Annotated in this window: 23 protein-coding genes; 6 read left to right on the forward strand and 17 right to left on the reverse strand. The window is 73.8% G+C overall.

The genetic code is table 11. From position 1 onward, the window contains the following. Entirely contained in the window at positions 1-891 is an 891-nt protein-coding gene (gene rapZ / locus AB3388_RS18075; RefSeq protein ID WP_495406695.1) for an RNase adapter RapZ, read from the reverse strand. Next, on the reverse strand, positions 888-2,909 hold the full coding sequence (gene uvrC / locus AB3388_RS18080) for an excinuclease ABC subunit UvrC (protein ID WP_495406696.1): 2,022 nt from the start codon (positions 2,907-2,909) through the stop codon (positions 888-890). The genes rapZ and uvrC overlap by 4 nt, the downstream gene beginning before the upstream one ends. Positions 2,910-2,976: 67 nt before the next feature. On the opposite strand from uvrC, the gene AB3388_RS18085 reads away from it, so the two are divergent. Next, a complete protein-coding gene (locus AB3388_RS18085) occupies positions 2,977-3,498 on the forward strand; it encodes a hypothetical protein (RefSeq protein ID WP_495406697.1) in 522 nt (173 codons plus the stop codon). Here AB3388_RS18085 and AB3388_RS18090 read toward each other — a convergent pair. From AB3388_RS18090 to AB3388_RS18105, 4 genes are read right to left on the reverse strand one after another with little or no spacing between them, the layout of a single operon-like run. Further along, positions 3,431-4,285, reverse strand: coding sequence for a MerR family transcriptional regulator (locus AB3388_RS18090; RefSeq protein WP_495406698.1), 855 nt, complete (start codon positions 4,283-4,285; stop codon positions 3,431-3,433). The genes AB3388_RS18085 and AB3388_RS18090 overlap by 68 nt on opposite strands. Positions 4,286-4,334: 49 nt before the next feature. Further along, positions 4,335-5,237 (reverse strand): alpha/beta fold hydrolase, encoded by a 903-nt coding sequence (locus AB3388_RS18095; protein ID WP_495406699.1) that lies wholly within the window; start codon positions 5,235-5,237, stop codon positions 4,335-4,337. A gap of 34 nt (positions 5,238-5,271) precedes the next feature. Further along, on the reverse strand, positions 5,272-5,631 hold the full coding sequence (locus AB3388_RS18100; RefSeq protein WP_495406700.1) for a universal stress protein: 360 nt from the start codon (positions 5,629-5,631) through the stop codon (positions 5,272-5,274). 52 nt (positions 5,632-5,683) lie between these two features. Beyond that, positions 5,684-8,062: an HNH endonuclease signature motif containing protein gene (locus AB3388_RS18105; protein ID WP_495406701.1), complete on the reverse strand. Its 2,379-nt coding sequence runs from the start codon at positions 8,060-8,062 to the stop codon at positions 5,684-5,686. A 119-nt stretch (positions 8,063-8,181) separates the two neighbouring features. Between AB3388_RS18105 and AB3388_RS18110 the strand changes: the two genes are divergently transcribed. Beyond that, positions 8,182-8,523 carry a hypothetical protein gene (locus AB3388_RS18110; protein ID WP_495406702.1) on the forward strand — a complete coding sequence of 114 codons (342 nt, stop codon included), beginning with the start codon at positions 8,182-8,184 and terminating at the stop codon, positions 8,521-8,523. A gap of 53 nt (positions 8,524-8,576) precedes the next feature. Here the strand turns inward: AB3388_RS18110 and uvrA are convergent, their stop codons facing one another. Together uvrA and AB3388_RS18120 are read right to left on the reverse strand one after the other, a co-directional pair. After that, on the reverse strand, positions 8,577-11,468 hold the full coding sequence (gene uvrA / locus AB3388_RS18115; protein WP_495406703.1) for an excinuclease ABC subunit UvrA: 2,892 nt from the start codon (positions 11,466-11,468) through the stop codon (positions 8,577-8,579). Positions 11,469-11,601: 133 nt separating this feature from the next. Continuing rightward, complete coding sequence (locus AB3388_RS18120; protein WP_495406704.1) at positions 11,602-13,023, reverse strand: amidase; 1,422 nt, start codon at positions 13,021-13,023, stop codon at positions 11,602-11,604. Positions 13,024-13,072: 49 nt separating this feature from the next. On the opposite strand from AB3388_RS18120, the gene AB3388_RS18125 reads away from it, so the two are divergent. Both AB3388_RS18125 and AB3388_RS18130 read left to right on the forward strand, forming a co-directional pair. Further along, complete coding sequence (locus AB3388_RS18125) at positions 13,073-13,732, forward strand: MBL fold metallo-hydrolase (RefSeq protein WP_495406705.1); 660 nt, start codon at positions 13,073-13,075, stop codon at positions 13,730-13,732. Positions 13,733-13,757: 25 nt separating this feature from the next. Further along, positions 13,758-13,976 carry a hypothetical protein gene (locus AB3388_RS18130; protein ID WP_495406706.1) on the forward strand — a complete coding sequence of 73 codons (219 nt, stop codon included), beginning with the start codon at positions 13,758-13,760 and terminating at the stop codon, positions 13,974-13,976. 9 nt (positions 13,977-13,985) lie between these two features. Here AB3388_RS18130 and AB3388_RS18135 read toward each other — a convergent pair whose 3' ends face one another. The 7 genes from AB3388_RS18135 to AB3388_RS18165 form a co-directional block, all read right to left on the reverse strand. Continuing rightward, positions 13,986-14,279 carry a hypothetical protein gene (locus AB3388_RS18135; protein ID WP_495406707.1) on the reverse strand — a complete coding sequence of 98 codons (294 nt, stop codon included), beginning with the start codon at positions 14,277-14,279 and terminating at the stop codon, positions 13,986-13,988. A 9-nt stretch (positions 14,280-14,288) separates the two neighbouring features. Then, positions 14,289-15,290, reverse strand: coding sequence for a winged helix DNA-binding domain-containing protein (locus tag AB3388_RS18140; RefSeq protein ID WP_495406708.1), 1,002 nt, complete (start codon positions 15,288-15,290; stop codon positions 14,289-14,291). Positions 15,291-15,376: 86 nt separating this feature from the next. Continuing rightward, on the reverse strand, positions 15,377-16,138 hold the full coding sequence (locus AB3388_RS18145) for an SDR family NAD(P)-dependent oxidoreductase (RefSeq protein ID WP_495406709.1): 762 nt from the start codon (positions 16,136-16,138) through the stop codon (positions 15,377-15,379). Positions 16,139-16,149: 11 nt separating this feature from the next. After that, complete coding sequence (locus tag AB3388_RS18150; RefSeq protein ID WP_495406710.1) at positions 16,150-17,148, reverse strand: acetamidase/formamidase family protein; 999 nt, start codon at positions 17,146-17,148, stop codon at positions 16,150-16,152. 40 nt (positions 17,149-17,188) lie between these two features. Continuing rightward, complete coding sequence (locus AB3388_RS18155) at positions 17,189-18,400, reverse strand: alpha-hydroxy acid oxidase (protein ID WP_495406711.1); 1,212 nt, start codon at positions 18,398-18,400, stop codon at positions 17,189-17,191. A gap of 19 nt (positions 18,401-18,419) precedes the next feature. Continuing rightward, positions 18,420-19,418 carry a DUF2891 domain-containing protein gene (locus AB3388_RS18160; RefSeq protein ID WP_495406712.1) on the reverse strand — a complete coding sequence of 333 codons (999 nt, stop codon included), beginning with the start codon at positions 19,416-19,418 and terminating at the stop codon, positions 18,420-18,422. Continuing rightward, the gene (locus AB3388_RS18165) at positions 19,415-21,469 is read right to left on the reverse strand and encodes a S9 family peptidase (RefSeq protein ID WP_495406713.1); all 2,055 of its coding nucleotides are present in this window, start codon (positions 21,467-21,469) and stop codon (positions 19,415-19,417) included. Before AB3388_RS18165 ends, AB3388_RS18160 begins: the two co-directional genes overlap by 4 nt. A 76-nt stretch (positions 21,470-21,545) precedes the next feature. On the opposite strand from AB3388_RS18165, the gene AB3388_RS18170 reads away from it, so the two are divergent. Next, the gene (locus AB3388_RS18170; RefSeq protein ID WP_495406714.1) at positions 21,546-22,787 is read left to right on the forward strand and encodes a metal-dependent hydrolase family protein; all 1,242 of its coding nucleotides are present in this window, start codon (positions 21,546-21,548) and stop codon (positions 22,785-22,787) included. Position 22,788: 1 nt separating this feature from the next. Here the strand turns inward: AB3388_RS18170 and AB3388_RS18175 are convergent, their stop codons facing one another. Together AB3388_RS18175 and AB3388_RS18180 are read right to left on the reverse strand one after the other, a co-directional pair. Further along, positions 22,789-23,856 carry a TerC family protein gene (locus AB3388_RS18175; RefSeq protein WP_495406715.1) on the reverse strand — a complete coding sequence of 356 codons (1,068 nt, stop codon included), beginning with the start codon at positions 23,854-23,856 and terminating at the stop codon, positions 22,789-22,791. Between the two features lie 56 nt (positions 23,857-23,912). Beyond that, entirely contained in the window at positions 23,913-24,935 is a 1,023-nt protein-coding gene (locus tag AB3388_RS18180) for a TerC family protein (protein WP_495406716.1), read from the reverse strand. A gap of 370 nt (positions 24,936-25,305) precedes the next feature. On the opposite strand from AB3388_RS18180, the gene AB3388_RS18185 reads away from it, so the two are divergent. After that, positions 25,306-26,286 (forward strand): TerC/Alx family metal homeostasis membrane protein, encoded by a 981-nt coding sequence (locus AB3388_RS18185; RefSeq protein ID WP_495406717.1) that lies wholly within the window; start codon positions 25,306-25,308, stop codon positions 26,284-26,286.

Genomic DNA, 26,286 nt, shown 5'->3' on the forward strand with positions numbered 1-26,286 from the left:
TCACTCGCGGCCCAGGTCGCGGTGCCGGGCGACGGCGGCGACCCCCTCGTTCGAGAGCCGGCGGGCGAACTCCTCGGCGATGGCGACGCTGCGGTGCTTGCCGCCGGTGCAGCCCACGGCGAGCGTCAGGTACCGCTTGCCCTCGCGGCGGTAGCCGGGGACGAGCACGCGCAGCACGTCGGTGTAGCGGTCGAGGAACTCGGTGGCGTCGTCCTGGCCGAGGACGTAGTCGCGGACCTCCGCGTCCCGGCCGGTCTTCGGCCGCAGCTCGGGGATCCAGTGCGGGTTGGGCAGGAACCGGGCGTCGACCACCAGGTCGGCGTCCAGCGGCAGCCCGTACTTGAAGCCGAAGCTGAGCACGGTCGCCGTCAGCGGCGGGGTCTGCCCCTCGCGGGCGAAGGCGTTCTCCAGCGTGGCGCGCAGCTGGTGGACGTTGAGGTCGCTGGTGTCCACCCAGAGGTCGGCCTCGCCGGCGATGCCGGTGAGCAGCGCCCGCTCGGCGGAGATGCCGTCGATCAGCCGGCCGCTGCCCTGCAGCGGGTGCTCGCGGCGGTTGGACTCGTAGCGGCGGATCAGCACCTCGTCGCGGGCGTGCACGTAGAGCACCCGCGGCCGGTGGCCGGCCTCGGCGAGGACCCGGATCGCCTCCTGCAGGTCGCTGGTGAACGCCCGGCTGCGCACGTCGACGACGGCGGCGAAGCGGCGGATGTCTCCGCGGGCGCCGAGCTCGACCATCGGCAGCAGCAGCGCCGGCGGCAGGTTGTCCACGACGAACCAGCCGAGGTCCTCGAGCACCCGCCCGGCGCTGTTCTTGCCCGCCCCCGACAGCCCGGTGACGACGACGACCTCCAGCGGCGGGACCTCCGGGGGCGTGGGTCCGTCGACGCTCACCGGGCCGCGCCCACGCGGCCGACCTCGGCGGTGTCGCCGGCGTCCGGGGTCGGCTCGCCGCGCTCCGCGGGGCCGTCCGGCGCCAGGGTCGACTCCTCCGGCTCCACCGACGGCTCGGCGATCGCGGCCTGCACCGCCTCCGCCGTCCGCCGGCCGATGCCGGGCACGGTCATGAGCTCCTCGACCGTCGCCGCCCGCAGCCGCTTGAGCGAGCCGAACTTCTTCATCAGCGCCTTCCGCCGGGTGTCCCCGAGGCCGGGGACGTCGTCCAGGAGCGACACCAGCATGCTGGTCGACCGCTTCTGGCGGTGGTACGTGATCGCGAACCGGTGGGCCTCGTCGCGGACCCGCTGCAGCAGGTACAGCCCCTCGGAGGTGCGCGGCAGGATCACCGGGTCGGGCTCACCGGGCAGCCAGACCTCCTCCATGCGCTTCGCGAGGCCGCAGACGGCGACGTCGACGATGCCGAGCTCGTCGAGCGAGCGAGCCGCCGCAGCGACCTGGGGCGCACCGCCGTCCACGACGAGCAGGTTGGGCGGGTAGGCGAACTTGCGCGGCCGGCCCTCCTCGGCCGCGATGCCCTGCTCGTCGCGCCGGTCGGCCTCCTCCTTGAGGTGGCGGGCGAAGCGGCGGCGGACCACCTCGGCCATGGCCGCGGTGTCGTCGGTTCCGTGCGTGACGGAGAACCGGCGGTAGTCGGACTTCTTGGCCAGCCCGTCCTCGAAGACCACCATGCTGGCGACGACGTTGGTCTGCTGGACGTGCGAGACGTCGATGCACTCGATCCGCAGCGGCGCGTCGGGCAGGTCGAGTGCCTCCTGCAGCTCCTGCAGCGCGAGGCTCCGGGCGGTGAGGTCGCTGGCCCGCTTCACCCGGTGCCGGGCGAAGGCCTCCTTGGCGTTGCGCTCGACCGTCTCGAGGAGGCTGCGCTTGTCGCCGCGCTGCGGCACGCGCAGGCTCACCCGGCTGCCGCGCAGCTCGCTGAGCAGCTCCTCGTAGACGTCGGCGTCGTCCGGCAGCTCGGGGACGAGGACCTCCTTGGGGACCATCTCCCCCGCCTCGCCGGCCCCGGTCTCCTCGTCGACGCCGCCGTAGACCTGCAGCAGGAACTGCTCGACCAGCTCGCCGGTGCTGACCTCCTCGACCTTGTCGATGATCCAGCCGCGCTGGCCGCGCACCCGCCCGCCGCGGACGTGGAAGACCTGGACGGCGGCCTCCAGCTCGTCCTGGGCGAAGGCGACGACGTCGGCGTCCGTGCCGTCGCCGAGGACGACGGCCTGCTTCTCCATGGCGCGGCGCAGGGCGCCGAGGTCGTCGCGCAGCCGGGCGGCCTTCTCGAACTCCAGGGCCTCCGACGCCGCGGCCATCTCCCGCTCGAGCCGCTTGACCATGAGGTCGGTGCGGCCGGCCATGAAGTCGACGAAGTCGTCGACGATCTCCCGGTGCTCCTCGGCGCTGACCCGGCCGACGCAGGGCGCCGAGCACTTGCCGATGTAACCCAGCAGGCACGGGCGGCCGATCTGGCCGGCGCGCTTGAAGACGCCGTTGGAGCAGGTGCGGGCCGGGAAGACGCGGGTGAGCGTGTCGAGGGTCTCGCGGATCGCCCAGGCGTGCGCGTAGGGGCCGAAGTAGCGGACGCCCTTGCGCTTGGGGCCGCGCATGACCTGCAGCCGCGGGTACTCCTCGTTCAGCGTCACGGCCAGCGACGGGTAGCTCTTGTCGTCGCGGTAGCGGACGTTGAAGCGGGGGTCGAACTCCTTGATCCAGTTGTACTCGAGCTGGAGCGCCTCGACCTCGGTGCCGACGACGGTCCACTCGACGCTGGCCGCCGTCGTCACCATCTGGCGGGTGCGCGGGTGCAGGCCTGCGACGTCGGCGAAGTAGCTGTTCAGCCGCTGGCGCAGGCTCTTGGCCTTGCCGACGTAGATGACCCGGCCGCTCGGGTCGCGGAACTTGTAGACCCCCGGCGACTCCGGGATGCTGCCGACCGCCGGTCGGTACGTGGACGGGTCGGGCACGGGTCCAGATTAGGTCGGGGGTCTGACACGCCGGTAATTCGGTTGTGACCGCCGGGATGCTGGGCGCGTGCGGATCACCTTCGAGCGGATGGCCGACCGCCGCCCGGTCGAGGCGCTCGTCGAGCGGGACGACGGCGTGGTGTTCCGGATGCGCGGCGCGGGCGGCGGCGCGCGGCTGCCACACGACCTGGTGCACGCGCTGGTGGAGGCCTCGCTCGGGGTGACCGACGGCATCTGGGGCTGCGTGGCCGACGGCGTCGTCTGGGGCAGCATGCGGCACCTGTCGGGACGGCGGCCGCCGCACGTCGCCGAGCGCTCCGACCGGCTCAAGAAGGAGCGCCGGCAGCGCATCATGGCCGCCGAGCACCTGGCCGACGTCGTCGCCCGGCTGGCGCTGGGCGAGGAGGTGCTGCCCGCGCAGCTGGCCGGCCTGGACCGCGCCGAGCTGGACCGGGCCGCGGCGGCGCTGCGGTCCGCGGAGGCGGAGTGGGCGGCGCTCGCGCCCGGAGAGCGGTGGACGGTCAGCTGGCCGGCTGCACGATCGTCGCCAGGTCGCTCTCGAGCAGCGCGCGGTCCTCGGGGTCGCTGATGTGCGCGGCAGCTGTCCGCGCGTCGGCGAGGTGGCGCGCGACCGCCTCGCGGTCTTCCGCCACCGCGGCCGCGCGGGCCAGCGCCTCGTGGGCGAAGGCCAGGTCCCAGTCGCCGATGCCGTTCTCCTGGCAGATCTCGAGGACGCGGCGGGCGTGGTGCCGGGCGGGCTCGGCACGCCCGAGGACGGCGTAGACGCGCGAGCACTGCCACTCGCCGCGGGCCAGGTTCGCCGCCGTCCCGGCCTGCTCCCAGTGGTAGCGGGAGGCGTGCGCCATGTGCACCATGCGGTCGTCCTGGGCCGGCGTGCGGTCCTCGGTCTCCAGGAGCGCCCAGACGCCGTTGAACAGGTCGACGGCCAGCTGCCGCTCGTCGGGGGCGGCCGGGGTGATGGGCGCCGGGGGCGGCTGCGGGAGGTCGGGCGCCGTCCCCTCGTGGTCGTCGTCCTCCTGCAGGTGCGACAGGCGGTGCAGGTCGCCGCGCACGCGGGCCAACCGGCTCTCCAGCCGGCGCCGGTGCCCGGCCAGCACACGCTCGACCACGTCCGGATCGCCGGCCGCGGCGAGGCACTCGGCGATGCCCTCCAGCGGCACCCCGACAGCGCGCAGGCGGGCGATCAACCGGGCCTGCGGCAGCCGGTCAGCGGCGTACCAGCGGTAGCCGGTGGCGCCGTCGACGTCGTCGGGCGCGAACAACCCGACCCGGTCGTAGTGGCGCAGCGCCTTGGCCGTGATGCCGACCGCGGCGGCCAGCTGGCCGATGGTCAGCCGCCCGGTTCCCTCGTCCACGCCTGCGGACGCTAGGACGTTGCCGCGCGGCAAGGTCCAGCCCGCGGCCTCAGCCGCCGGCCAGCCGGGCGTCGAGCCAGCCGAGCAGGTCCTTGGTGACCTCGTCGCGGTTGGTCTCGTTGAAGACCTCGTGCCGGGCGTCCGGGTACACGTGCTGCTCGACGGGGAGGCCGCGGTCCCGCAGCATCTCGGCGAGCGCGGTGACCCGGCTGCCGTCGGTGCCGCCGACGGGGTCCCGCTGGCCGGAGAGGAGCAGCACGGGCAGGCCGTCGGGCAGGTCCTTGACGGCCTCAGGGGACGCCCCGCGGACGGCCATGCCGAAGACGCCCGCGGCGTAGGCGTGGGTCAGGGGCATCTGCTCGCCGCAGAGCGGGTCGCTGATGTAGGCGTCGACCTCGGCGGGGTCGCGGGAGAGCCAGTCGAAGGGCGTGCGCGCCGGCTCGAACGGCTGGTTGAAGGCGCCGAGCGCGTCGAGCACCTGGTCGCCCATGCCGGAGGCGACGGCCGCGTCCAGCGCGGTGACCGTGTCGACCAGCTCCGGCGCGACCCCGATCGGCCCGGAGAGCACCAGCCCGGCGAGGTCGTCGCCGTCCCGCTCGGCCGCGGCCAGCGCGATGATCGAGCCCATCGAGTGGCCGACGAGGATGCGTGGCACGCCGGGGTGCTCGTCGGACATCACCCGGTGCAGCCCGCAGACGTCGTCCAGCACCCGCTCGACGCCGAGTCCGCCGAACTTGCCGACCCCGGTGCCCTCGGCGGTGCGGCCGTGCCCGCGCAGGTCCATCGCGTAGACCGCGAGCCCCCGCTCGACGAGGGCGTCGGCAAGCCGCCCGTAGCGGGCCGAGTGCTCGGAGGCCCCGTGGACGATCTGCACCGTCGCCCGGACGTCGCCGTCCGGCTGCCATCGCCGGTAGACCACCCGCACGTGGTCGACCGCTTGCAGGAGCTTCACGTCCGCGGACGTCCTCATCGGCGCCTTCCCTTCCTCATCCTCCGCTGCGGCGCGGTGGAGTCTTCACCGCCAGGATCGGGCAGTCGACCTCCAGCAGGATGCGCTGGGCGGCGCTGCCCATCAGGAGCTTGCCGACCGGCGTCCTCCGGCGCACCCCGATGACGAGCAGTTCGGCCGAGGTCTCGTCGATCGCCGCCGCCAGGGCCTCGGCGACGTCCTTGCCCCGGACGGGACGGCGCAGCTCGAATGGCACGCCGCTGGTCGCCGGCTCCTGATCCGCAGCCGCGAGAGGCCGCCCGGCTGCACCACCGTTCCGGCACAAGCGGCCGGCGCACCGAGCGCCGGCGCGGCCACGACGCGTCAGCTCCAGGCTGATCACCTCCGAGAGACCCATCGGTGAGTCGAGCCAACCACAGCGGGCCGAGGCCAGCCTTCCGAATCGCCACTCAGTAGGGCGGTGGCGTGGTGTTGGCGACCAGGCCGGTGGGGGTGGTGACGGTCAGCGTGCCGCCGGGGTTTGCGTCGTAGGACCAGCCCGGGGCCTGGTGTTTGCCCCGGTGGTTGCCGACGCAGAACCCGGCCAGGTTGCCGGCGGCGGTGGGGCCGTCGGGCCAGCGGATGCGGTGGTCCAGCTCGCCGGTCGCGATCAGGCGGCGGCAGCCGGGGAAGCGGCAGCGGCGGTCGCGGGCGCGCACGAACCGGTCGAGCTCGGCGCCGGGCCGGTAGCCGTCGGTGGGGCCGGGGGCGCCGAGGCCGGGCCGGCCGGTCAGGTCGTGATCGCAGCGCTCGGGGCGGCGGGTGCAGGCCGGCCGGTCGCAGCGCGCGGCGCGGCGCAGGGACGGCAGGTCGGTCAGGCAGACCAGCGCCCCGGTCGGGGCGTCGACCAGGGCCAGCCGCGGGCGGTCGGCCAGGCCGCCGCCGGCGGTGCGGCCCAGCAGGCCGGCCACCGCCCGGCGGTCGGCGGCGGCCGCGGCGCACAGCGCGCCCAGGGCGTCGGTGGCGGCGCTGACCCGGCCGGCCGGGCCGGTCCGCCACGCGGCCTCGTCGGCGGCATCGGCCCGCTCCGCGGTGCGCACCAGCCGGCGGGCGTGGGCGACGGCGAGCCGGGCGTCGCGCAGCGCCCGGGAGGCGTCCTCGACCGCCCGGTCCGCGGTCGCCCACCAGCCGCCGCCCGGCGACGGGGTCATCGACGACGGGGCGGCCGGTGCGCTGTTGGCCGGCGGCGGGGCGGGGGCGTCGTTCGGCCAGCCGTCCCCGTGCGGGTCGGGATCGGGATGCAGGCCCGCCAGGAACTCCGCCCACCACCGCTCGGCGGCCTCGGTGACGGCGCGTTGCTCCGCGGCCCAGCCGGCGGCGGCGGCCCGCGCCGCGGCGGCGAGGACCTCCGCCTCGCCCGGCGGCTCGGGATCGTCGAATGCACCGGCGTTCAGCCGGCCTTCCCACCCGGCCCAGTACTGCGCCTCGAGCCGGCGCAGCCAGCGCCGCTGCCCCGGCGTCAGCAACGGATCCTCGGCCAGGTCGGCCGGCGCGATGCCGTCGGGCAGGCCCTCGATCGGCTCCACCGCCCCCTCGGCGTCGAGCTCCTCGTCGACGTCGTCGAGGTCGTCGAGGTCGTCGAAGTCGGGGGCGGCGTCCTCGTCGACGTCGTCGGGAAAGTCGTCGTCGTAGTCGGGGTCGGCGTCCTCGTCGTAGTCCTCCTCGCCGACGAGGTCGGAGGCACGGTCCTCGGTGGTTCCCGCGCCGCCGGCCGCTGCCTGCACGGCCAGGCGGAGGTACTCGGCGCGGGCGGCCGCACCGAGCGGGCTGCCGGTGATCAGCCGCAGCAGCGCCCGCGCCGCCTCGGCCGACACCTGGACGCCGTCGACCTCGACCGGGCCGTCACCGCCGAGCAGGGACTGCAGCCCGGCGACCACGGTGAGGGTGACCTGCAGCGGCAACACCGTGCGGCCGGGGCGCAGCACCAGGTCCTGAAGGCAGTCCCACATCTTCATCGCCCGCGACCGGGCCGCCGCACCCGGCTCGTCCTCCACCGCATCCGCGTACGCCCCCAGCGCGGCGAGGAACACCGTCATCTCGACCTCGGTGCCGACCACGCCCAGCCCGGCCAGGCCCTCCCCGCGCTCGCGCTGCCGGAACACCCCCCGGCCCCGTAGCGCCCGCAGCGCCTTCTGCGCCTCGTCCCGGGCGTCGCGCTTGGCCACCAGCCGGCGGGCCTTGTCGGCCAGCTGCGCCGGGGTGGTGATCGTCCGCTGTTCGGCGCGGGCGGCCACCCAGCGCAGCAGCTCCGCCTCGACCTCCCCGCGCAGGGCGTCGTCCCGGATCGGAGCGACCTGCTCCAGCATCGGCCACCGGTGCTCGACGGTGAGCAGTCCGCCCTCCAGCGCCGCCAGCGTGCCCGGCAGCCGCTGCACCAGGGTCAGCGACTCCTCCAGCACCTTCTCCGCACGGATCTGGCTACAGGTGAGGGCGATGGAGACCTCCTGCGCGCTCCACTCGCTGGTCTGCGTGAGGATCTCCGGCCGCGCCGCCCACCGCGCCGCGCTCATCGCCCCCGGCTCACCCTGCGCCCGATCCGCCTCCGGGGAGCGGGACAGCGCGAACTCGGCCAGCGCCCGCGCCCGCCCCGCGAACCAGCGGGCCAGCTCCCGGTCCGCGGCCTGCGCCAGCCCCAGCGGACCGGCGGCCAACCCGGTCTGCGGCGCGAACCCCGGCCACCCCGACGACGACGCCACGGCCGCGGCCACCGCCGCCCGCTGCCGCGCCCGGCGGGCCGCCACCGCGGGTACCACTCCCGACCTGCCGAGGCCGGGAACGTCGTCGTTCATGCCCTCGATCATATGTTCGAACAGCACACTTCGGCAACCGCTGTGGAGGAGCGAACGCGCAAGTCAACGGCCTGTGGACAACTTCCGGCAGGACACGATCCGGATGGCAGGCTCGACCTGTGACGCCGCCCCAGGACACCCGCCTCACCCCGCTCGACGGCTTCCCGTTCCACCGGCAGACCTACGACGGGCAGCAGCTGCCGAACGGCCTCCCCCGCCTCGGGCGACCCCATGCGAGTTGGGTGATGGGGCGCTCGGCACGCTGGCACACGGTCGAAGGCCGGAACGCGTCGATGGGGAACCCTCGGGCTCAGGCGTTCCGACAGGCGACCGGCGGCCTGATGCTGCTGCACACCCCCAGGCCGCTCATGTCCGAGCCTTCGCTCGGCTCGGTGGTCACCCTCGCTGTGCGGCTCGTGCGCCTGGCGGTGCGCGCCTGGGTCCGGCGCGGTGAGGATTGACCGGGTCGAGAGCACCGTCCGGGCCGGGGACGCGTCCCGGGCCCGGACGGTGCTCAGCTGGCCTTCTTGCGGGCCCGCTTCTTCGGTGCCGCCGCGGCGGCGACGGCGTCCGGATCGAGGTGCAGGGCGAGGTAGCGGCCGGTGTGGCTCTCGGGCACGGTGGCGACGAACTCGGGCGGCCCCTCGGCGACGACCGTGCCGCCGCGGAACCCGCCCTCCGGCCCCATGTCGATGATCCAGTCGGCGCTCTTGATGACGTCGAGGTTGTGCTCGATGACGACGACCGAGTTGCCCTTGTCGACCAGGCCCTGCAGCACCAGCAGCAGCTTGCGGATGTCCTCGAAGTGCAGTCCGGTGGTCGGCTCGTCCAGCACGTAGATCGTCCGGCCGGTGGACCGCTTCTGCAGCTCGCTGGCCAGCTTCACCCGCTGCGCCTCACCGCCGGAGAGGGTCGGCGCCGGCTGGCCGAGCCGGACGTACCCGAGGCCGACGTCGGCCAGCGTCTTCAGGTGCCGCGCGATCGGCGGGATGGCCGCGAAGAACTCCGCGGCCTCCTCGATCGGCATGTCGAGGACCTCGGCGATCGTCTTGCCCTTGTAGTGCACCTCGAGCGTCTCCCGGTTGTACCGGGCGCCCTTGCACACCTCGCAGGGGACGTAGACGTCCGGCAGGAAGTTCATCTCGATCTTGATCGTGCCGTCACCGGAGCACGCCTCGCAGCGGCCGCCCTTGACGTTGAACGAGAACCGGCCGGGCAGGTAGCCGCGCATCTTCGCCTCGGAGGTCTGGGCGAAGAGCTTGCGGACGTGGTCGTACACGCCGGTGTAGGTCGCCGGGTTCGACCGCGGGGTGCGGCCGATCGGCGACTGGTCGACGTGCACCACCTTGTCGAGCTGCTCGAGCCCGGTGATCGTCCGGTGCCGCCCCGCCACGAGCCGCGCGCGGTTGAGCTGGTTGGCCAGCGTCGTGTAGAGGATGTCGTTGACCAGCGTCGACTTGCCCGACCCGGAGACGCCGGTGACCGCCACGAAGCAGCCCAGCGGGAACGTGACGTCGACGCCCTTGAGGTTGTGCTCCCGGGCGCCCTTGACCACCAGCTCGCGGCCCGGCTCCGGCTCGCGCCGCTTCGTCGGGACGGTGATCTCCTTGCGCCCCGACAGGTAGGCGCCGGTGAGCGACGACTCGGAGGCCAGCAGGTCCTCGACGGTGCCGCTGACGACGATCTCGCCGCCGTGCTCGCCGGCGCCCGGGCCGATGTCGACCACCCAGTCGGCGACCTTGATCGTGTCCTCGTCGTGCTCGACGACGATCAGCGTGTTCCCCATGTCCCGGAGCCGGACCAGCGTCTCGATCAGCCGGGAGTTGTCCCGCTGGTGCAGCCCGATCGACGGCTCGTCCAGCACGTAGAGGACGCCGACCAGGCCGGAGCCGATCTGCGTCGCCAGCCGGATCCGCTGCGCCTCGCCACCGGCCAGCGTGGCCGCGGGGCGGTCGAGCGAGAGGTAGTCCAGACCGACGTCGACGAGGAAGGACAGCCGGGCCTGGATCTCCTTGAGCACGCGCTCGGCGATCGCGCGCTCACGCTCCCCCAGCTCCAGCGCGCCCAGCCACTGCGAGGCCTCGCCGATCGAGAGGTTGGTGACCTCGGCGATCGAGCGGCCGCTGAGCTTCACGGCCAGGATCTCGGGCTTGAGCCGGGTGCCGTGGCAGACGGGACAGGGCACGTCGCGCATGTAGCCCTCGTACTTGTCCCGCATGTAGTCGCTGTCGGTGTCCTCGTGCCGCCGCTCGAGGAAGGGCAGCACGCCCTCGAACGCCGCGTAGTAGCTGCGCTCGCGGCCGTAGCGGTTGCGGTAGCGCACGTGCACCTGGTCGGGCGAGCCGTGCAGCACGGCCTTCTGCACCTTGACCGGCAGCCGCTCCCACGGGGTGTCCATGGAGAAGCCGAGCTGGTCGGCCAGGCCGGTGAGCAGCCGGGTGAAGTACTCGTTGCTCATCGAGCCGGCCCACGGCGCCACCGCACCCTGGCCCAGGGACTTCTCCGGATCGGGGACGACGAGCTCCGGGTCGACCTCCTTGCGGGTGCCGATGCCGGTGCACTCCGGGCAGGCGCCGAACGGCGAGTTGAACGAGAACGACCGCGGCTCGAGGGCCTCGAACGACAGGCCGTCGTCCACGCAGGCCAGGTGCTCGGAGTAGGTCCGCTCGCGGTGCGGGTCGTCCTCGGGCAGGTCGACGAAGTCGAGGACGACGAGGCCGCCGGCGAGCCCCAGCGCGGTCTCGACCGAGTCGGTCAGCCGCCGCTTCGCGCTCTCCTTGACCGTCAACCGGTCCACGATCACCTCGATCGTGTGCTTCTCCTGCTTCTTGAGCTTCGGCGGCTCGGTGAGCGGGTGCACGACGCCGTCCACCCGGACGCGGGAGAAGCCCTGCGTCTGCAGGGAGCTGAACAGGTCGACGTACTCGCCCTTGCGCGCACGCACGACCGGGGCGAGCACCTGGAAGCGGGTGCCCTCCTCCATCGCCAGGACCTGGTCGACGATCTGCTGCGGCGTCTGCCGCGAGATCGGCTTGCCGCAGTTCGGGCAGTGCGGCTGCCCGGCGCGGGCGTACAGCAGCCGGAGGTAGTCGTAGACCTCGGTGATCGTGCCGACCGTCGACCGCGGGTTGCGGTTGGTCGACTTCTGGTCGATGGAGACTGCCGGCGAGAGCCCCTCGATGAAGTCGACGTCCGGCTTGTCCATCTGGCCGAGGAACTGGCGGGCGTAGGCCGACAGCGACTCCACGTACCGGCGCTGGCCCTCGGCGAAGATCGTGTCGAAGGCGAGGCTGGACTTGCCCGAGCCGGAGAGGCCCGTGAACACGATCAGGGCGTCGCGGGGCAGGTCGAGGTGGACGTCCTTGAGGTTGTGCTCGCGGGCGCCGCGGACGACGAGGCGGTCCATGTGTTCCCTGTCGTTCGAGGGGTGGATCTACGGGCGGATGGTTCCGATGGAGCGGTTCTGGGTGGAACTGGTGCGGGTGCCGGGCGCAGGCCTGCCCGACGTGCGGCGGCGGTGCCGCTCGGGGAAGTGCAGCTCAGGCGGTCGACGCCATCGATGGCACGGCGGGGTCGAAGACCGGCGCGTGACGACGCCAGGGCCGGCGACGTTCCAGCTCCGCGGCTAGCCAGAGTAGTCGCCCTTCGGCGCCTGGGGGGCCGACGAACTGGACCGCTACCGGCAGCCCCTCGGGCCGCTCCGCGACCGGTAGGACCAGCGCGGGGACGCCGGCCAGGTTCCACGGGGAGGCCCACGGCGCCCACCGGGTGTTGGCGGTGATGTTGGCCACGAAGGACCGCTCGTGCCACGGCCGCGCGGCCAGCGGCGGCCCGTTGGTGACGGGGGTGAGCAGGACGTCGACGTCGTCGAAGAAGGCCGCCGTCCGCTCGCGGAAGCGCTCCCCCGTCGCCGGCCGGACCAGCCCGGCCCGCCGCACGACCCGGCCGATCCGGGCGTGGGTGCGGCTGCGCGGCTGCAGCCCGTCCCGGTCCAGCCCGAACGTCTCGGCGTCGTCGTGCGCCCCGGCCATCCACCGCGCCAGCGCACCCGCCGCCGCGGGCGGGGTGATCACCGGGTTCTTGCGGACGACGACGTGGCCGGCGTCCCGCAGCCGGGCGACCGTGTCCTCGACCGCCACGCGGGTGACCGCGTCCGGCCGGACGCCGGGCACCGGCGAGCGCAGCGAGACCGCGATCCGCAGCGGACGCCCGGGATCGTCCGGGCCCAGTTCGCGTCCGGCCAGGACGGACGTCGCCATCGCGAGATCGGCCACCGTGGTGGCCAGCGCCCCGTTCTCGGCCATGCCCGACCAGCTGTCGAAGCCCAGGTCGGCGGGGATGACCCCACGCCCGGGCTTGAGGGTGACCAGCCCGCAGGCGGCCGCCGGGATGCGCAGCGAACCGAAACCGTCGTTGCCGTGGGCGATCGGCACGCACGCCGAGGCGACCGCGGCGGCGCTGCCGCCGGAGCTGCCGCCCGGGGTGAGGGCGGTGTCCCAGGGGTTGCGGCTGACCGCGTGCGGCCCGTCGGTCGCGCCGTAGAGGCACAGCTCCGGCACCCGCGTGATCCCGACGACGACGGCGCCCGCCGCCCGCAGCCGGGCGACCACCGGGTGATCGGCCGCGGCGGGCTCCTGCGGGCCGGCGAGGGAGCCGTCGGTGCAGACCTCGCCGGCGACGGCGACGTTGTCCTTGACCGCCACGGGCACGCCCGCCAGCGGCAGCGCGGCGCGGGACGGCGAGGCGTCGACGGCGGCGGCCTCGGCCAGCGCCGCGCCGTCACGGATCACCCGGAAGGCACCCACCCGCGCGTCCACCTCGGCGATGTGGTCGAGGTGCGCGCGGACGACGTCGACCGCCGTCAGGGCCCCCGACCGCACGCGGGCCGCGATCTCGGTGGCCGGCAGGCCGACGACCCGGGCGACCGGATGAGCGGGGTCCACGGCTCCGCTAGCGTCCATGACCAAGGAACCTAACCGCGGTCGCTGACACTTTCCGATCGGAGCCCAGATGACCTACACCGGGGACGTCGAGGTCGGCGGTCCGGCCGACGTCCGGGAGCTGCCCGGGCTGACCATCAGCAAGCTCGCCGTCAGCGAGATGGCGAACAACGTCTACCTGCTGCGCGACCCAGAGAGCGGCGAGGCGCTGCTCGTCGACGCGGCGGCCGAGCCCGACAGGGTGCTGGCGCTGATCGGCGACGCCGACGTGCGCACCGTCGTCACCACCCACGGGCACTGGGACCACCACCGCGCGCTGCCCCAGGTCGTCGAAGCGACCGGCGCGGTCACCGTCGCCCACCCCGACGACGCCGGCGACCTGCCGGTGCCCGTGCAACGCGCGGTGCAGCACGGCGACACGGTCACCGTCGGCGGGCAGAGCCTCGAGGTCGTGCACCTGCGCGGCCACACCCCCGGCAGCATCGCGCTGGTCTGGCGCGGACCCGAGGGCGCCGGCACGCACGTCTTCACCGGGGACAGCCTCTTCCCCGGCGGCGTCGGCAACACCCAGCAGGACCCGCAGCGGTTCGCCAGTCTGATCGACGACGTCGAGGCGCGGCTGTTCGGCACCCTCCCCGACGACACGTGGGTCTATCCCGGGCACGGCAAGGACACCACCCTGGGGACCGAGCGGCCGAACCTCGGGGAGTGGCGCGAGCGCGGCTGGTAGGTCGCACCGACGACAGGAGGACACGATGCCCGCCACCCCTCCGCAGCTCACCGGCTACACGGTCACGCTGGAGGTCTTCGTCCCGGCCGAGGTGGCGCGACAGATGGTGGACCGCCTGGACTCGAGCTGGCACATCGAGAACTGGACGCCCGAGGCGGCGGCGTGGCGGGTCGTCCGGGAGGCGCTCGAGGCCGCCGGGCTGCACCGCTCGGCGAGCCTCGGCACGTCGGCGGTGACCGGCTGAGCGGCCGGGCTACTCCTCCTGGTCGTCCTCCTCGAAGAGCTCGATCAGCTCGTCCGCCGGCCCGGCGACGTGCAGGGGCACGACCGAGACCGTCCACGCCGGCCGCCGCTGGTCGAGGCCGAGGGCGAGGTCCCAGGCCGCCCGCGCGGTGAGCGGGCCGAAGCACGCGTCGTCCCCGTCCTCGCCGACGGCGATCTCGACCAGCCAGGTGTCGGAGAGGTCGGCGGCCAGCTCGGCGAAGTCGGGTTCGGTCCCGTCCTCCGGCTCGGGGGCGTCGGCCTGAACGGGGTAGATGAGCGCCATCCGTGCACGCTAGGGGAACCGCACGTCGTGCGGGCGGTCCGGCGCCAGGAAGGCGAGCAGGGCGGCGCCCTCGGCGGCGATCTCGTCCCGCTGCCCGGCGGTCAGCGGCAGCGACGGGCGCACCTCGAGCACCAGCCCGTCGCCGGAGCGCCGGGCGCCCCACATCGCCGAGACCCGGCCGTCGACCAGCAGGCTGCCGGTCCAGCCGCCCGGCCCGCCGGGCACCGGCACGTGCTCGGCGTCGGCGACGACCCGCGACCGCTCGGCGTGCGAGAGCGTGACGTTGTCGTACTCGGCGAGGAAGCGGACCGGGGCCGGGGTGTCCGGGTCGGGCAGCGGGGCGTCGGGGACGTCGACCAGCTCGGCGCCGTCCTCGGTGCGGAACCGCCGCAGCCGCGGGCCCAGCCGCTCGACGACCTCCCCCAGCCGCGTCAGCCCGCACCAGACCTGCGCGTCGCGGACGCTCGCCGGGCCGAACGCGGCCAGGTAGCGCAGGACGACGTCCTCGACCGGCGCGGCCCCGTCGCCGGTCCCCAGCCAGGACGACGTCGGCGCCATGACCGCCGCGCCGGCGCCGGACCAGGTGCCGCGCGGCGGCGGCTGCACCCACGGCACCCAGTAGCTGACGCAGAAGGCGACCGCCTCGGCGTCGGCGTCCGGGTGGCGGTCGGCGAGCGCGCGGGTCAGCCCGGCCCGCCCCATCGGGCGCTCCGCGAGCAGGCCCTCGGCCTCCTCGACCAGCGCGGCGACGTCCCGGCCGCGCAGCCGCTGCCCCCAGGCGGTGCTCGCGACGGTCCGGTCGAGGACCGGCTGCAGCAGCGGGCGCAGCGCGAGCGCGTCGGCGGCGGTGACCAGGTGGATCGTCGTCCGCATCAACTGGGTGCGCACCGCCCGGCGGGCCGCCAGCAGCCCGTCCAGCTCCGCCGGGTCGTACGGCGCCAGCCGGTCCCACAGCGCGAGGTGCGGCACCCGCGGCACCTGCGCCTGCAGCCCCACCAGGTGCTCGAGCACGCCGGGCACCGGCCGGTCGACCCGCTCCAGCAGCAGCTGCCGCGCGAGCGTCGCCCGGCCGAGCGCCCGGGTGGAGAGGACCGGCGTCAGAGCTGGATGCCGCGCGTCACGGCGCCGTCCACCACCAGATGGCTGCCGGTGGTGAAGCTGGAGACCGGGCTGGAGAGGAAGACGACGGCCTTGGCGACCTCCTCCGGCGTGCCCATGCGGCCGGTCGGGTTCACCCCGAGGACCTGGGTGTACAGGTCGGGCAGCTTCTGCTGGGCGCCGTGCCAGAACCCGCCCTCGAAGTAGGTGTTCCCCGGGGAGACGACGTTGGCCCGCACACCCCGGCCGGCCAGCTGCAGGGCCAGCCCGGCGATGTAGCCGACGATCGCCGTCTTCATGGTTCCGTACGGTCCGGAGGCGAAGTCGGCCTCGCGGCCGGACACACTGGAGATGGCGACGATCGAGCCGTGCCCGCTCGCCTCCAGGTACGGCAGCGCCGTCTTCGCCAGGCGCACGGTGTGCATCAGGTCGGTCTCGAACCCGACGTACCAGTTCTCCTCGGTGTCGGGGACGGCGAGCGCGCTGACGTTGGCGACGACGGCGTCGAGGCCGCCGAGCCGCTCCGCGGCGTCCTCGACCCAGGCGACCAGCGCCGGGCCGTTGCGGACGTCGAGCTGCACGCCGCGCACCCCGGCACCGCGGCCGGCGAGCGCCTTCTCCGTCATCTCGATCTCGGCGGAGTCCCGCGCGCAGAACTCGACGGCGGCGCCCTCCTCGGCGAACGCCTCGACGATCGCGCGCCCGATGCCCTTGGTGCCTCCCGTGACGAGCACGCGGGAGCCGGCGAGCTGGAGATCCATGGCATGTCCTCTCAGAGGGAACGAGCGCGGGAACGGAGCTCGGCGTGCAGGCCGCCGTACGCGGTGGCCGAGGGCAGCAGCGCCTTGGGTGCCTTGACGACGGCGCTGTAGTTGGCGTCGACGACGTTGGCGATCGGCACCTCGGTGATCTGCGACAGGAGCTGGTAGGCGTCCATCGGGTGCAGGCCGTAGAGCTCCTCGAACCAGCGCACCAGCTCCACCTGGCCGATCCGCCAGGCGTCCTCGAGCGGGCGGCTGGAGCCGACGGTCATCCAGTGCGCGTCGTCCTCGAGCCGCGGCCAGGCCGGCGCGCCGCCCTTGATCAGCTCGACGATCAGCGTCGTCGTCATCGCGCCCTCGACGGCGGTGCCGCAGGCCTCGCCCTCGCCCTGGCGGTAGTGCCCGTCGCCGATCGAGAACAGCGCGCCCTCGACGTTGACCCCGAGGAAGCAGGTGGTGCCCGGGCGCATCTGCGGGGTGTCCATGTTGCCGCCGAAGCGCTCGGGCACCAGCGAGCTGCGCACCTCTCCCCCGGGTGGCGCGACGCCGACGGTGCCGAGCATCGGCGCGACCGGCAGCTCGACGGAGAAGTCGCTGCGCCCGGCCGCGAAGGTCACCGTGTTCCGAGCGCGGTCGAGCTCGTAGATCCAGGTGGTGTCGGGCAGCGGGTCCTGCAGCATGGCGACCCGGTCGGTGCTGGTCAGACCGCCGAAGAACGGGATCGCGGCCGAGGCGCCCCAGTCGCGGGCCGGCTCCATGTCGACGAAGTGCAGCGCGAGGGTGTCGCCGGGCTCGGCGCCCTCGACGTGGAAGGGCCCGGTCTGCGGGTTGACGAAGCGCAGGTCGACCTTCTCGCTGGAGAGGTCCTCGACCTTGCGGATGACGCCGCAGAACGCGTCGTCGGACCACAGCCGCAGCGCCGTGCCAGGGGTGATGCGCCGCAGCGGGGCCACGCCACCGAAGGTGAACGCGTACTGCTCGAACGTGGGCACGATCTCGACGACGTCCATGCGCCACCCTAGGAAGCCCCAGGTCACCGGGGCAATGCCCTCAGTCCCGCAGCCGGGCCCTGCCCGCCAGCTCGGGGACGCTCGCTGCCCCGAGCAGCTGCATGGTGCGGGTGATCTCCTTGGTCAGGATGTCGGCCATCCGCTGCACGCCGCGCTCGCCACCGGCCATGAGGCCGTAGAGGAACGCCCGGCCGACGAGGCAGCCCCGCGCCCCCATCGCGACCGCGGCGACGACGTCGGCGCCGTCGAGGATCCCGCCGTCGACGTACACCTCCGCGCGGTCACCGACGGCCTCCACCACGGCGGGCAGCAGCTCGAGCGGGACCGGTGCCCGGTCGAGTTGGCGACCGCCGTGGTTGCTGACGACGACGGCGTCGGCCCCGGCGTCCACGACGGCGCGGGCGTCGTCCACGCCCTGCACCCCCTTGACGATCAGAGCCCCCGGCCAGGACGCCTTCAGCTCACCGATGTCGGCCATCGTGGCGGCCGGCTCGAACACCCGGTCGACCAGCTCGGCGACCGTGCCGCCCCACGTGTGCAGCGAGGCGAACTCCAGCGGCGGGGTGGTGAGCAGGTCGACCCACCAGCGCGGGTGAACGGCGGCGTTGGCGAACGTGCGCAGGGTCAGCGCCGGCGGGATGGAGAAGCCGTTGCGGACGTCGCGCAGCCGCGGCCCGGCGACCGGGGTGTCGACGGTCAGCACCAGCGCCTCGAAACCGGCTGCCTTCGCCCGCTCGACCAGGGCGCGGCTGGCGTCGCGATCGCGCCACAGGTAGAGCTGGAACCACTTCCGGGCGCCGGGTGCGGCCTCGGCCAGCGCCTCCACCGACGTCGTCCCCATGGTCGACAGCGCCATCGGGATACCGGTGCGCTCGGCCACGCGGGCGACCGCCCCTTCCCCCTCGGTGTGCATGAGCCGGGTGAAGCCGGTGGGGGCGAAGGCCAGCGGCAGGGCGGACGGCGCCCCGAGCAGCGTCGTCGACGGGTCGACCACGCTGACGTCGCGCAGCACGTTGGGCAGGAACTCGACCCGTTCGTAGGCCTCGCGCGAGCGGCGCAGCGAGAGCTCCGCCCCGGCGGCGCCGTCGGTGTAGTCGAAGACCGCCTGCGGCACCCGCCGTCGGGCGATCTCGCGCAGGTCGCCGACGGTCGCCGCCCGCGCCAGCCGCCGGTCGAGCGCGTCGCCCGGCAATCGCCGCGGCTGGATCAGCTCGTTGAACTCCGACCACTTCGGGACCCGGCGCTGGACCACGGCCCCACCCTGCCTCCGGTCAGTGCTCCTCGTCCAGGTAGAGCAGGGCGTAGGCGGCCAGCCAGTGCTCGACCATGTAGTCGCTGCCGCTGACCTCGGCCAGCTCCGGCTCGGCGTGCCGGCGGGCGGTGTCGAGCAGCAGGTCGCGGGCCTCGGGCACGTGCGCCGCCAGCCGGCGCAGCGCCCACGCCCGGCTCAGGTTCAGCCCGTGCAGGTGCGCGGTCTGCCCGTCGCCGGAGTCGGCGACGACGGCGGGCTCGAACAGCGGGCGCCTGCCCAGGTCGGGGAGGAAGGCCCTCACCCAGTCCCCGAACTCCGCCGGCGGCAGCACGTCGGCCATGAGCACCGCCTCGGTGAGCACCGGGGAGAGGAAGTCCGCACCCGACGGCTCCCAGCGCACGGCGGCGTCCCGGTCGGCGGCGAACCACCGCCGCGCGGCGTCCTCGATCGCGCGCAGCACCCGGTCGTCGCCGGTCCGCGCCCGCCGGCGGGCGGCCGGCAGCGAGCGGATCAGCCCGAAGGCGCCGTTCGGGTGGACGCCGTGCCGCACCGGGTACGGCGCGTTCGGCAGCCAGGCGGCCAGCGCGTCGAGGAAGTGGTCGGCGAGCGGCCGCAGCGCCACGGCCCAGTGAGCCGCGTCCGGCCAGGACGCCGCCTCCTCGTGCAGCGTCAGCGCCCAGCCCCAGCCGTACGGCCGTTGCGCACCGGGGTTCGCCGCGTAGTACGCCGTCTCGACGACGATCGCCTCGGGGGTCAGGTGCGCGTCGAGGACGGTACGGACCGCGGCGGCGTCGACCTCGCCGGGGAAGCGGCGGAGCAGCCGCAGCAGCACCCAGTGCATCTCGACGGCGGAGTGCCAGTCGAAGCTGCCGTAGAAGGCGGGGTGCCGGTCGCGCGGCCGCTCGGGCGCGGCGCCCGGCGCGGTGTAGAGCACCCGCAGGTCGTACGGGAACTCGGCCTGCACGGTGCGCAGCGCGGTGGCGGCGAGCTCGCCGGCCGCCGCCCGGAGGTCGGTCACGGGACCCGGGTGGAGCGCACGGTCAGCGGCGCCGGGTCCACCGCCTCGCCGTCGTCCACCTCCGGGGTCGCGACCGCCGCCGGCAGCTCCACCTCGCCCGGGTTCCGGTCGGTCGGCAGCCAGCGGGCCCACCAGCGCAGCACGTGCTCCAGCCGGGCCAGGCGGTGCCGCGGCCGGCCGGACCGGGACAGCTCGTGCCCCTCGCCGGGGAAGAGCAGCAGCTCGGTGGGGACGTCGCGCCGCTTGAGGGCGACGTAGAGGCGCAGCCCCTGCTCGACCGGGCAGCGCCAGTCCTCCTCCGAGTGGATCACCATCGTCGGCGTGGTGATCTTCTCGACGGTGGTCATCGGGCTCTGCGCGGCGATCCGCTCGGGATCGGTGCCGAGGTACTGGTCGGGGAAGAACCACCCGATGTCGGAGGAGCCGACGAAGCTCACCGGGTCGGTGAACGCCCGCTCGCTGATGCCTGCGACGAACCGCGTCGTCCGGCCGAGCAGCATCGTGGTCAGGTACCCGCCGTACGACCCGCCCATGACGCCGACGCGGCCGGCGTCCAGGCGCGGGTCCTCGAGCGCGGCGTCCAGGAAGGCCAGGACGTCGTCGGTGTCCAGCGTGCCCCAGCGGCCCTGGATGGCCCGGCCGTGCGCCTGCCCGTACCCGGACGAGCCGCGCGGGTTGCACTGCACGACCGCGTAGCCGGCCGACACGTAGGTCTGCGTCTCGTCGAACAGCGTCCAGCCGTACTGGGAGAACGGCCCGCCGTGGATGGTGAGCAGCACCGGGTGCGGTCCCGGCCCCTCGGGCACCGCGACCCAGCCGTGGACGGGGTGGCCGTCGGGGGCGGTCGCCGTCCGCTCCGCCATCCGGTGCACCCGGCCGGTGGCGCCGAGGTCGGCGCCGAAGGAGGTGAGCAGCCGCCGCGTCCCCGGGGTGATGGCGATCAGCTCGCCGGCCGACCGGTCGTGCGCCACCGTGGCGACGACGACGTCCCCCCCGACGGCGAACCCGCGGACGGTGAACGGCCCGTCCACCAGCGCCGTCGGCGTCCCGCCGTCGAGCGGCACGCGCAGCAGCTCTACCGCCCCGCGCCGCTCGACGCCGAACAGCGCCGCGCCGTCGGCGAACACCGTCCCCGGGGTCTCGTCGCCGCGGTGGTGCTCCTCCGGGTCGAGCAGCGGCTCGAGCGGCCCGCCCGCGGCGTCCACCCGGCACAGCGTCGCCTGGCTGCCGACGAAGCCGAGGCCGTCGGGCCCCAGGTCGGGGACGGCGGTGAGGTAGATCGTGCGGCCGGTGCGGTCGTACGCCGGGCGGGAGCAGTCGCCGCGGGACTGCGTCACCCGCCGCAGCTGCGAGCCGTCGGGGCCGACGGCGTACACGTCGGTGACCAGGTCGCGGTCGGCGCGCTCGTGCCGTGAGGAGACGAAGGCCAGCTCGCCCCCGTCCGGGCGCCACGCGACCTCGGTGCAGTCGGCGTCGCCGGTGGTCACCTGCACCGGCCGCGGCGGCGCGGCGGCGTCGTCCCCGCCGTCCTCGGGCAGCGCCACGACGAAGACCTGGCTGCGCCGGTCGGTGACGAACCCCACGTTGTCCTGGCGGTACTGCAGCGTGGTGATCAGCCGCGGCGGCTCGGCCGCCGGCCCGACCCCCTCGACGGTGCCGTAGCGGCCCTCCTCGGGGACGCGGGCGACGAAGGCCAGCCGCCGGGAGTCCGGCGACCACACCGGCGCGCCGGCGCCGAGCGGGCACTCGGTCAGGGCCCGCGCGGCACCGCCCGACGTGGGCAGCACGTGCACCTGCGGGCGCCCGCCGGGGGCCGCGGACAGGTAGGCCAGCCACCGGCCGTCCGGGGAGAACGCCGGCGCGCTGTCCCGGGCACCGCTCGTGAGCGGCCGGGCGGGCGCCGAGCCGTCGGTGGGCACCGCCCACAGCTGGCCGCGGTACTCGTCGGCGTCCAGGTCCAGCCGGGTGACCGCGACCACGGCCATCCGGCCGTCCGGGGAGACGGTCGGGACCCCCGGGATCCGCAGCAGGGCGAGGTCGGTGGGCCGCATGACGATCGACGCTAGCCCAGCCGCGCCACCGGGTGGATCCTGAGCACCGCTAACGGGTGAGGCCTACAGTGCGGCCGTGAGCCGCGTTCTCTTCACCGGTGGGCAGGTCTTCGACGGGACGGGCAGCCCCGCGACCAAGGCGGACGTCGTCGTCGAGGACGGCCGCGTGGTCGAGGTCGGCCTCGGCCTGGACGGCGACGAGGCGGTCGACTGCTCGGGCGCGACGGTCTTCCCCGGGTTCTTCGACTGCCACGTGCACGTGATGATGAGCGGCGTCGACGTGCTGCGGCACCTGCAGACGCCGTTCAGCTACCCGTTCTTCGAGGCGGTGCACAACCTGCGCCGCACTCTCGTCCAGGGCATCACGCACGTGCGCGACGCCGGCGGGGCGGACCTCGGCGTCGCGGAGGCGGTGCGCAACGGGCTGGTCGCCGGCCCGCGGATGCAGATCGCGATCAGCATGCTCAGCCAGACCGGCGGACACGGCGACGGCTGGCACGTCTGCGGCGCCGACGTCCCGCACATGCCGCCGCACCCGGGCCGGCCGGACACGATCGTCGACGGGCCCGACGAGATGCGCCGCAAGGTCCGCGAGCTGCTGCGCGCCGGGGCCGACGTGATCAAGGTGGCCACCAGCGGCGGCGTGCTCTCCGCGCGGGACGACCCGCAGCACCCGCACTTCCGCTCGGCCGAGCTCGACGTGCTGGTCGAGGAGGCCGAGGCCGCGGGCGTGGCGGTGATGGCGCACGCGCAGAGCACCGAAGGCATCAAGGCCGCCGTCCGCGCCGGGATCCGCTCGATCGAGCACGGCATCTTCCTCGACGACGAGGCGATCGACCTCATGCTCGAGCGGGGCACCTGGCTGGTGCCGACCCTCTCCGCGCCGCGCGCCGTCCTCGAGGCCGTGGCCGCCGGCGCCTCGCTGCCCGAGGCGATGCTGGCCAAGGCGGTCGCGGTGCAGAAGGTCCACGACGCCTCGGTGGCGCGGGCGGCGGCGGCCGGCGTGAAGATCGCGATGGGAACCGACACCGGCGTCGGCCCGCACGGCACCAACCTCGGCGAGCTGGCGCTCATGGCCGGCGTCGGGATGACGCCGGAGCAGGTGTGGCGCTCGACCACCCTCGAGGCGGCCCGGCTGCTGGGGGTCGACCACGGCTTCGGCAGCCTCGAGCCGGGCAAGGTCGCCGACCTCGTCGTCCTGGACGGCGACCCGCAGGACCTGACCGAGCTGGCCGGCCGGGTGCGCGAGGTCTACCGGGACGGCGAGCTGGTCGCCGCCGCCGGCGCCACGGTCGAGGCGGGCGGGCGGCCCCGGTAGCTCACGACGGGCGCCGCTGGACCGCCGCGTCGTCCTCGACCGCCGCGTCGTCCTCGACCGCCTCCGCCGCCTCCTCGGGCGCGCTCAGGGCCGGCGCCGGGCGGAACTGACCCCGGGTCTTCATCAGGCTGGCCACGGTGGCCACCGCGAGCACGCCGATGATGATCGTCAGCGACAGCCAGATCGGGATGGTCGGGACGGCGTCGAGGTGCTCGCCGCCATTGATGAACGGCAGCGAGTTCTCGTGCAGCGCCTCGAGCACCAGCTTGACGCCGATGAAGGCGAGGATCACCGCCAGGCCGAGGGACAGGTAGACCAGCCGCTTGAGCAGGCCGCCGAGCAGGAAGTAGAGCTGGCGCAGCCCCATGAGGGCGAAGACGTTCGCGGTGAAGACGATGAACGGCTCGCGGGTCAGGCCGAAGATCGCCGGGATGCTGTCCAGCGCGAAGATCAGGTCGGTGGTGCCGAGGGCCAGGAAGACCACGATCATCGGCGTCCAGAGCTTCTTGCCGGCCTCCTGGATGCGCAGCTTGCCGCCCTGGAAGTCGGTGGTCATCGGCAGGACCGCGCGCATCCGCCGGATGAGCGCGTTCTCCTCGTAGTCGTCCTCGTCGTCACGGTGCCGGACGAGGTTGATCGCCGTGTACACGAGGAACGCGCCGAAGATGTAGAAGACCCAGGTGAACTGGTTGATCAGCGCGGCGCCGGCGAGGATGAACAGGCCGCGCAGGACCAGCGCGATGATGATCCCGACCATCAGGGCCTCCTGCTGCAGGTGCCGCGGCACCCGGAAGCGGGCCATGATGATCACGAACACGAAGAGGTTGTCGACCGAGAGCGAGTACTCGGTCAGCCAGCCCGCGTAGAACTCCGTGGCGAACGTGCCGCCGGCGACCGCCCACAGGACGCCGCCGAAGACCACCGCCAGGCCCACGTAGAAGCCGACCCAGAGGCCGGCCTCCTTCATCGAGGGCTCGTGCGGGCGGCGAGCGACGATGGCGAGGTCGCCGACCAGCAGGAGCGTGAGCCCCACGAAGGTCGCGACCTGGAACCAGACGGGGAGTTGCACGGGGGGCCACCTCGGTGGTCAGGGTCCGGGCTCCGCGCGGAGCCCGGCCGGTCGGGTCAGAGACGGAGGGCGGGCCGGTCCGCCGACTCCGCGGACCCGACGGCCCCCGCGTTGTCGGACCGGTTCTTCAGCAGGCTCGCGACCGTGGTGACCAGCAGCGTCGCCAGGATCACCGTCAGGGACAGCCAGGTCGGGATCTCGGGCAGCAGCGTCACGTGCTCGCCGCTGTTGACGAACGGCAGGTCGTTCGTGTGCAGCGCGTGGACCAGCAGCTTGACGCCGATGAAGCCGAGGATCACGGCCAGGCCGTAGTGCAGGTAGACCAGCCGGTCGAGCAGGCCGTCGATGAGGAAGAACAGCTGCCGCAGGCCCAGCAGCGAGAACGCGTTCGCCGCGAACACCAGGAACGTCTCCTGGGTCAGCCCGAAGATCGCCGGGATCGAGTCGACGGCGAACAGGACGTCGGCGCTCCCGATGGCGACCAGCGCGATCGCCAGCGGGGTGATGAGGCGCTTCCCGTCGATCCTCGTCGTCAGCTTGTCGGAGTGGTACTCCTCGGTGGTCGGCAGGATCCGGCGGGTCAGCCGCAGGATGCCGTTCTCGGAGTACTCGTCGTTCCCCTGGTGGCCGCCGCGCGCCTGGGCGACCGCCGTCCAGACGAGGAACGCGCCGAAGAGGTAGAACACCCAGCTGAACTGCTCGATGGCCGCGGCGCCGACGAAGATGAACAGCGTCCGCAGCGCCAGGGCGAAGGTGATGCCGTAGAGCAGCACCTTCTGCTGCAGCGCCCGCGGCACCGCGAAGCTCGACATGATCAGGACGAAGACGAAGAGGTTGTCGACCGACAGGCTCTTCTCCGTCACGTAGCCGGCGAAGTACTCCCCGCCGAACTCGGGCCCGTAGAACCACAGGATGAGCAGGCCGAAGACGACGGCGATGCCGACGTAGCCGGCGGACCACAGCGCCGCCTCGCGCAGCGTGGGGGCGTGCGGGGTCCGGACGTGGCCGACGAGATCGAAGACCAGCATCCCGACGATCACTCCGACGGTGATCGCCCACACCCAGAAGGGGACGTCCATGCGACAAATACCTCCGGTTGACTGGCAAGCGTCAGTAACCGGAGGTCTCTCCCATCGCCGGAAAACCGGCGACCGACGGAGCCGGAGGTCGCAGACCTCGTGATGACGACTCCGCCGCGGGCGGGATACTCCCCTCCACGACGGACACCCGGTGCAGCGCACCCGGCATCCACGGGACACCCTACGGGGTCCGATCCGCACAACGCACGACAGGGACGACCGTGTTCCGATCGTGGCGTGGCGCACGCCGTCCGGCCGCGGCCGCCGGCCCGGCGGTCGGTTAGGCTGCGAACGCGCCGGGCGACGTCATCCCCGGGAGCCGTGCCGCCATTCCCCGATCGTCGCGTCGTCGGGCGCCCAGAGGATCTGCATGTTCACCTCCGTCTCGCTCGGCGTCTGGATCCTGACGGCCGTCGGCTTCCTCGCCATCGTCGTGCTCGACCTGATCGTCATCGCCCGTCGCGACACCGCCGTGACGATGCGTCAGGCGACGCTCTGGGTCACGTTCTACGTCGGGCTGGCCGCGCTGTTCGCGGTGGGCATGTTCGTCTTCCGGGGCGGGACGGCGGGCAGCGAGTTCGTCGCCGGCTACATCACCGAGTACAGCCTGAGCGTCGACAACCTGTTCGTGTTCGTGATCATCATGGCGCGGTTCGCCGTGCCGGCCCTGGCCGTGGACAAGGTGCTCTACATCGGCATCGTGGTCTCGATGCTGCTGCGCGCGGTGTTCATCGCCGCCGGCGCCGCCGCGATCGCCGCCGCCAGCTGGGTCTTCTACTTCTTCGGCGCGTTCCTGATCTACACGGCCGTGAAGCTGGCGGTGGAGAGCCCGGCCGAGGAGAACGAGTACCACGAGGGCGCCGTGGTGCGGGGGCTGCGGCGGGTGCTGCCCCTGACGCCGGACTACTCGGACGCGGCGCTCACGGTGCGGTCCGGACGGCGGCGGCTCGTGACGCCGCTGGTCGTCGTCATCGCGGCGATCAGCATCGCCAACGTGGTGTTCGCGCTGGACTCCATCCCCGCGATCTTCGGTCTGACCTCGGACCCGTACGTGATCATCACCGCCAACGCGTTCGCGCTGATGGGGCTGCGCCAGCTCTACTTCCTGATCGGCGGCCTGCTGGAGAAGCTGATCTTCCTCAACGTCGGGCTGTCGGTGATCCTCGCGTTCATCGGCGTCAAGCTGGTGGTGGAGGCCCTGCACGGCTCGCACATCGACGCCGTCGGGCCGATTCCGCTGCCGCACATCGGGATCGCCACCTCGCTGGGCTTCATCCTCGCGGTCCTGCTGATCACGGTGGTGGCGAGTCTGGGCAAGCAGCGGCGGGACCTGCGCCGCGCGGAGAGCTGA

The organism is Geodermatophilus sp. SMS 5-13 (assembly GCF_059428245.1).

What these genes read in the sequence shown, in the direction of transcription:
- AB3388_RS18100 (WP_495406700.1), bottom strand. Translation starts at nt 5,631, where the DNA reads ATGGGTCTCTCGGAGGTGATCAGCCTGGAGCTGACGCGTCGTGGCCGC.
- AB3388_RS18105 (WP_495406701.1), bottom strand. Translation starts at nt 8,062, where the DNA reads ATGAACGACGACGTTCCCGGCCTCGGCAGGTCGGGAGTGGTACCCGCG.
- uvrA (WP_495406703.1), bottom strand. Translation starts at nt 11,468, where the DNA reads ATGGACCGCCTCGTCGTCCGCGGCGCCCGCGAGCACAACCTCAAGGAC.
- AB3388_RS18120 (WP_495406704.1), bottom strand. Translation starts at nt 13,023, where the DNA reads ATGGACGCTAGCGGAGCCGTGGACCCCGCTCATCCGGTCGCCCGGGTC.
- AB3388_RS18125 (WP_495406705.1), top strand. Translation starts at nt 13,073, where the DNA reads ATGACCTACACCGGGGACGTCGAGGTCGGCGGTCCGGCCGACGTCCGG.
- AB3388_RS18130 (WP_495406706.1), top strand. Translation starts at nt 13,758, where the DNA reads ATGCCCGCCACCCCTCCGCAGCTCACCGGCTACACGGTCACGCTGGAG.
- AB3388_RS18135 (WP_495406707.1), bottom strand. Translation starts at nt 14,279, where the DNA reads ATGGCGCTCATCTACCCCGTTCAGGCCGACGCCCCCGAGCCGGAGGAC.
- AB3388_RS18145 (WP_495406709.1), bottom strand. Translation starts at nt 16,138, where the DNA reads ATGGATCTCCAGCTCGCCGGCTCCCGCGTGCTCGTCACGGGAGGCACC.
- AB3388_RS18150 (WP_495406710.1), bottom strand. Translation starts at nt 17,148, where the DNA reads ATGGACGTCGTCGAGATCGTGCCCACGTTCGAGCAGTACGCGTTCACC.
- AB3388_RS18165 (WP_495406713.1), bottom strand. Translation starts at nt 21,469, where the DNA reads ATGCGGCCCACCGACCTCGCCCTGCTGCGGATCCCGGGGGTCCCGACC.
- AB3388_RS18180 (WP_495406716.1), bottom strand. Translation starts at nt 24,935, where the DNA reads ATGGACGTCCCCTTCTGGGTGTGGGCGATCACCGTCGGAGTGATCGTC.
- AB3388_RS18185 (WP_495406717.1), top strand. Translation starts at nt 25,306, where the DNA reads ATGTTCACCTCCGTCTCGCTCGGCGTCTGGATCCTGACGGCCGTCGGC.